4 protein-coding genes are annotated in these 6,145 nt (G+C 61.1%); all 4 read right to left on the bottom strand.

Annotated elements, in window-relative coordinates:
- Positions 1-107 precede the first annotated feature (107 nt).
- Positions 108-2,825: an aconitate hydratase AcnA gene (gene acnA, locus BUE39_RS24730; protein ID WP_073431347.1), complete on the bottom strand. Its 2,718-nt coding sequence runs from the start codon at positions 2,823-2,825 to the stop codon at positions 108-110.
- Between the two features lie 46 nt (positions 2,826-2,871).
- Positions 2,872-4,323, bottom strand: coding sequence for a bifunctional 2-methylcitrate dehydratase/aconitate hydratase (locus BUE39_RS24735; RefSeq protein ID WP_073431348.1), 1,452 nt, complete (start codon positions 4,321-4,323; stop codon positions 2,872-2,874).
- Positions 4,324-4,347: 24 nt separating this feature from the next.
- Complete coding sequence (locus BUE39_RS24740) at positions 4,348-4,857, bottom strand: hypothetical protein (RefSeq protein ID WP_073431349.1); 510 nt, start codon at positions 4,855-4,857, stop codon at positions 4,348-4,350.
- A 103-nt stretch (positions 4,858-4,960) separates the two neighbouring features.
- Positions 4,961-6,130, bottom strand: a complete 1,170-nt coding sequence (gene prpC, locus BUE39_RS24745) for a bifunctional 2-methylcitrate synthase/citrate synthase (RefSeq protein ID WP_073431350.1) — start codon at positions 6,128-6,130, stop codon at positions 4,961-4,963.
- Positions 6,131-6,145 lie beyond the last annotated feature (15 nt).

Below are 6,145 nucleotides of genomic sequence, written 5' to 3' on the forward strand. Positions count from 1 at the left end.
CAACGAAAAAAAAGCCCGGCCATTTGGCCAGGCTTCTAAAGTCGGCTGCATCCTCCACAGAATGCAGCCCCTGCAAAACAGCAAAGCCGTTTGCGCTACCGCCGAAGTTAGGCAGCCAGCAGCGAGCGCAGTACGAACGGCAGAATTCCACCGTGCTTGTAGTAATCGACTTCGATCGGCGTGTCGATACGCAGCAGCACCGGAACGCGCTTTTCCTTGCCGTCCTTGCCGCGAATCACCAGCGTCACTTCCTGTTGCGGCTTGAAGTCCGCGCCCAGGCCTTCGATGTCGTACGTTTCCTCGCCTGTGATGCCCAGCGATTGCACGCTATCCGAGCCCTTGAACTGCAGCGGCAGAACGCCCATGCCGACCAGGTTCGAACGGTGGATCCGCTCGAAGCTGCGTGCGACCACGGCCTTCACGCCTAGCAGTTGCGTACCCTTCGCAGCCCAGTCACGTGACGAACCCGTGCCGTACTCTTCGCCTGCGAATACGATGGTCGGCGTGCCGGCGTCGATGTACTTCATCGCTGCGTCGTAAATCGATAGCTGTTCGCCACTCGGCTGGTGAATCGTCAGGCCGCCTTCCACACGCGAGCCGTCTGCCTTCGCCGGGATCATCAGGTTCTTGATCCGGACGTTTGCGAACGTGCCGCGCATCATCACGTCGTGGTTGCCGCGGCGGGAGCCGTAGCTATTGAAGTCGGCCTTCTGCACGCCGTTTTCCTTCAGCCACTTGCCTGCCGGCGAGTCTTCCTTGATCGAGCCAGCCGGGCTGATGTGGTCGGTCGTGACCGAGTCACCGAAAATGCCCAATGCGCGCGCGTTCTTCACGGCTGCGATGCTGTCGGCCGGCGTCATCGAGAAATCGTTGCCAAAGAACGGCGGCTCTGCGATGTAGGTCGACTTCGGCCAATCGTAGACCTGGCCTTCTTCGCCTTCGATCTTGCTCCACAGATCGCCCTTCTTGGTCAGTGACGAGTAGTTCTTGCGGAACGCGTCCGCATCCAGCGCGAACTTGAGCAGTGCGTTGACTTCTTCGCTGGTCGGCCAGATGTCGCCCAGGTAGATGTCCTTGCCGTTCTTGCCCTTGCCGACCGGTTCGGTCATCAGGTCGCGCGTGATGTTGCCGGCGATCGCATAAGCGACAACCAGCGGCGGCGAGGCCAGGAAGTTCGCGCGGATGTTCGGGTGAATACGCGCTTCGAAATTACGGTTGCCCGACAGAACCGCTGCCGCGACGATGTCGTTCTTCGTGATCGCTTCGTTCAGTTCCGGCGTCAGGTCGCCTGCATTACCGATACAGGTCGTGCAGCCGTAAGCGGCAAGCGTGAAACCGAGCTTGTCGAGGTACGGCAGCAAGCCGGTCTTCGTCAGATATTCGGTGACGATGCGCGATCCAGGCGCGAGCGACGTCTTGATGTGCGGCGCGACCGTCAGGCCGGCTTCCACCGCCTTCTTCGCCAGCAGGCCGGCGGCCAGCAGCACGCTCGGGTTCGACGTGTTCGTGCACGACGTGATCGCGGCGATCAGCACGTCGCCGTTCTTCACGTTCACGCCGTTGCTCGTCGTGTATTGCGCGTCCAGGTCGGCTTCCTTCTTCGCAAAGCCGTTTTCCGCCACCGGCTTCGAGAACAGGTCGCTGAAGGTCGACTTCACGTGACCGATTTCGATGCGGTCTTGCGGGCGCTTCGGGCCTGCCAGCGACGGAGCAACCGTGCCGAGATCCAGCGTAACGATCTTGGTGTAGTCGATATCGCCGTCCTTTGGAATACCGAACAGGTTTTGCGCCTTGAAGTAGTTCTCGAAGGCCGAGATTTCCGCGTCGGTGCGGCCCGTGCCCTTGAAGTAGTCGATGGTTTTTTCGTCGACCGGGAAGAAGCCCATGGTTGCGCCGTATTCCGGCGCCATGTTGCCGATCGTGGCGCGATCCGGCAGCGACAGCGAGCGCGTGCCTTCGCCGAAGAATTCGACGAACTTGCCGACCACCTTTTCCTTGCGCAGCAGTTCGGTGATGGTAAGCACCAGGTCGGTCGCCGTCACGCCTTCGCGCAGCTTGCCCTTCAGGTTCACGCCGACCACGTCCGGCGTCAGGAAGTACACCGGTTGACCGAGCATGCCGGCTTCAGCTTCGATACCGCCCACGCCCCAGCCCACCACGCCGATGCCGTTGATCATCGTGGTATGGCTGTCGGTGCCGACCAGCGAATCCGGGTAGTACACGGTATCCGCGCCTTCGGCCTTCTTGTGCACGCCGCGTGCGAGATATTCCAGGTTCACCTGGTGAACGATGCCGACGCCCGGCGGCACGACCTTGAACGTGTCGAAGGCCTGCATGCCCCACTTCATGAACTGGTAGCGCTCGTTGTTGCGCTGGAATTCCAGCTTCATGTTCAGGTCGAGCGCGTTCTTTTCGCGGAAGTGATCGATCTGCACCGAGTGGTCCACCACCAGATCGACCGGGACCAGCGGCTCGATCGACTTGGGGTTCTTGCCGACGCGTTGCGCGACACCGCGCATTGCAGCGATGTCGGCGAGCAGCGGCACGCCGGTAAAGTCCTGCAGCACGACGCGCGACACCACGAACGGGATTTCGTCGACGCGCACGGCGCTCGGCTTCCAGTTCGCGAGTTGCGTGATGTGTTCTTCGGCGATCTTCTTGCCGTCGTAGTTACGCAGCACCGATTCCAGCACGATACGGATCGAGACCGGCAGACGCTCGATCTTGATGTTCAGTGCCTTGCCGAGTTGCGGCAGGGAGTAGAACTTGCCTTTGCCGGAACCGCTGTCGAATTCCTTGAGCGTTTTGTGGAGGTTGTGGGCCATGGTGTTTTCCTTGGTTTGATCGCGGAACTACAGTACTTAACTTTGACTAGATGATGTACAGATCGACGTACTCATGAACCGGCATGGCTTCGAGCCTTGCCTGATCCAGCGATACGTCGAGAATCGCCAGTTGTTGCTTGACCGGAAAGCGGCGCGCGAGGTTGGTCCTGAACTTCTCGACCAGCAACGGAATTCCGTCTTCGCGACGACGCTTGTGACCGATCGGGTATTCGACCACGACTTCGTCGAACTTCGATCCGTCGTTGAATTCGACCGTCAGTGCATTGGCGATCGAACGCTTCTCGGGATCGTGGTAATCCTGCGTGAACCGCGCGTCTTCGACGCATTCCATCCTGGCGCGCAGCACATCGATACGCGCGTCCTGCGCGATCGAATCTTCGTAATCCGCAGCCGTCAAGCGGCCATGGATCAGCGGCACGGCGATCATGTACTGGATGCAATGATCGCGGTCGGCCGGATTGTTCAATGGACCCTTCTTGTCGATGATGCGGATCGCGGCCTCGTGAGTGCGGATCGTGATCTTCCTGATATCTTCCACGCGCCTGCCTTGGGCGGCGAGTTGCGCATGCAGCGTCATCGCGGCTTCCACCGCGGTTTGCGCGTGGAACTCAGCGGGGAACGAGATCTTGAACAGCACGTTTTCCATGACGTAAGAGCCATACGGGCGCTGGAATCTGAACGCATTGCCCTTGAAGAGCACGTCGTAAAAGCCCCACGTTTTGGCCGTCAGCACTGACGGATAGCCCATCTCGCCGGTCTTCGACATCAGCGCGAGACGCACGGCGCGCGACGTCGCATCGCCCGCGGCCCACGATTTGCGGGAACCGGTGTTCGGCGCGTGACGGTACGTACGCAGCGGGTGTCCATCGACAAATGCCTGCGATACCGCGTTGATCAACTCGTCGCGGCTTAGGCCGATCAACTGGCCGACCACGGCGGTCGAGGCCAGCTTCACCAGCAGCACATGGTCGAGCCCGACCTTGTTGAAGGAGTTTTCGAGCGCGATACAGCCTTGAATTTCGTGCGCCTTGATCATGGCGACCAAAACGTCTTTCATCGTCAGCGGCGCTTTGCCCGCTCCGACGGCACTGCGCGAGAGCCAGTCGGCCGTGGCCAGGATCCCGCCGAGGTTATCGGATGGATGGCCCCATTCGGCCGCAAGCCACGTGTCGTTGAAGTCCAGCCAGCGGATCATCGCGCCGATGTTGAAGGCGGCCTGAACCGGGTCCAGCTGGAACGACGTGCCCGGCACCTTCGCGCCGTTGGGGACGATCGTGCCCGGCACGATCGGTCCCATCAGCTTGGTGCAAGCCGGGTAGGTGAGCGCCTCGAGTCCGCAGCCAAGCGTATCGATCAGGCAGTGACGCGCGGTTTCCAGCGCGAGCGTGCCGCCGATCTGTTCATTCCGCACGTAATCGACGATATCGACCAGGACTTTGTCCGGGGCGGGTCGCACGTTGGAAATGGGAGCGGACATCGAGGCCTTTCCTGGTGAGGAAAATTAGTTGCTGGTCTTGTCGATCGCGTTCGATTGCGTCGGAGCCGGCGCGCCTTCCAGCATCGCCGCCGTCTTGCATTCGTCGGCGAGGCGCGAGCTGTCCTTATCCGAGAACAACATGGCTTTGGTCGGGATCACGATCAGATCCATACCCGACGCAGCGTCGTGGAAACGGTCCGCGCCCGTGGTGGTCGTTGCGCGCGGCAAGTTGTAGTTCTTGTTCGCCCAGTGAACCGTGACGATCTGGTCACGCTTCATGTCGCCCTTGAGCTGGAAGGCCAGACCTTCGTTGCACGACCACTTTTCCGCGCCTTCCGGAATCGGGTCGATCTTCGCTTCCTTCGCGGGATTCGGCTTGCGCTTGATCAGGCGCTTGGGTTGCGGCTTTTTCGGCGTGGCTTTCGTGGCAGCGGGCTTCGTGGTCGTCGCCGTTTGCGCAGCGGCGTCAGTCGCGACGGTCAACACCGTCGTGGACAGGGCGCCAATCACGGCGGCGATCATCAGCTTTTTCATGGAGAAAACCTTTCTATCTAATTTCAGTTGAACGGTGCGGGCTACCGGTCCAGGCCGACCGCAAGGGTTGAACTGCACGCGCTTTGGAAGCGCACAGCGACCGCTATTTTCTCCTATTTAGCGGCACGAACTTCAAATTCTCAGGTCCCGTGTAATTCGCGCTCGGACGGATGATCTTGTTGTCGATGCGCTGCTCGATGATGTGCGCGCTCCAGCCTGCCGTGCGCGAGATCACGAAGAGCGGCGTGAACATCGCCGTCGGCACGCCCATCATGTGGTACGAAACCGCGCTGAACCAGTCGAGATTTGGAAACATCTTTTTCACTTCAGCCATCACTGTTTCAAGTCGCTCCGCGATGCTGAACAGCTTGGTGTTGCCCGCTTCCTTCGAGAGCTTCCGCGCGACTTCCTTGATCACCTTGTTGCGCGGATCGGAGATCGTGTACACCGGGTGGCCGAAACCGATCACCACTTCCTTGTTTTCCGCGCGACGGCGGATGTCCGCCTCGGCGTCGTCCGGCGTCGGGTAGCGCGACTGGATCTCGAACGCGGCTTCGTTCGCGCCGCCGTGCTTCGGGCCGCGCAGCGCGCCGATCGCGCCGGTGATCGCCGAATAGATGTCCGAGCCCGTGCCCGCGATCACGCGGCCGGCGAAGGTCGACGCGTTGAACTCATGCTCCGCGTACAGGTTCAGCGACACATGCATCGCGTCGACCCACGACTTCGACGGCGCCACGCCATGCAGCAGATGCAGGAAATGGCCGCCGATCGAATCGTCGTCCGTTTCGACCTCGATGCGCCTGCCGTTGTGCGAGTAGTGATACCAGTAGAGCAGCATCGAGCCGAGCGAGGCCATCAGTTTGTCGGCGATGTCGCGCGCGCCCGGCAGGTTGTGATCGTCCTTTTCCGGGAGCACGGTGCCGAGCACCGAGACGCCCGTGCGCATCACGTCCATCGGATGCGCGGCGGCGGGAATCCATTCGAGCGCGGCCTTCACGTTCGCGGGCAGGCCGCGCAGCGCCTTGAGCTTCGTCTTGTAGGCGCCCAGTTCGGCCTGGGTCGGCAGTTTCTCGTGGACCAGCAGATACGCAATCTCCTCGAATTCGCACGCGCCGGCGAGGTCGAGAATGTCGTAACCCCGGTAGTGCAGGTCGTTGCCGGTCTTGCCGACCGTGCACAGCGCCGTATTCCCCGCGGTCACGCCGGACAGCGCCACGGACTTTTTCGGTTTGAACGCGCCCGCGTTCGGCGTGCTGTTGTCTGCTTCGCTCATGAGTTCGTCTCCAGA

Source organism: Paraburkholderia terricola (genome assembly GCF_900142195.1).
In the GTDB taxonomy this organism is placed as follows: domain Bacteria; phylum Pseudomonadota; class Gammaproteobacteria; order Burkholderiales; family Burkholderiaceae; genus Paraburkholderia; species Paraburkholderia terricola.

Coding starts and splice junctions, on each gene's coding strand:
- BUE39_RS24740 (WP_073431349.1), bottom strand. CDS start 4,857: ATGAAAAAGCTGATGATCGCCGCCGTGATTGGCGCCCTGTCCACGACG.
- prpC (WP_073431350.1), bottom strand. CDS start 6,130: ATGAGCGAAGCAGACAACAGCACGCCGAACGCGGGCGCGTTCAAACCG.
- acnA (WP_073431347.1), bottom strand. CDS start 2,825: ATGGCCCACAACCTCCACAAAACGCTCAAGGAATTCGACAGCGGTTCC.
- BUE39_RS24735 (WP_073431348.1), bottom strand. CDS start 4,323: ATGTCCGCTCCCATTTCCAACGTGCGACCCGCCCCGGACAAAGTCCTG.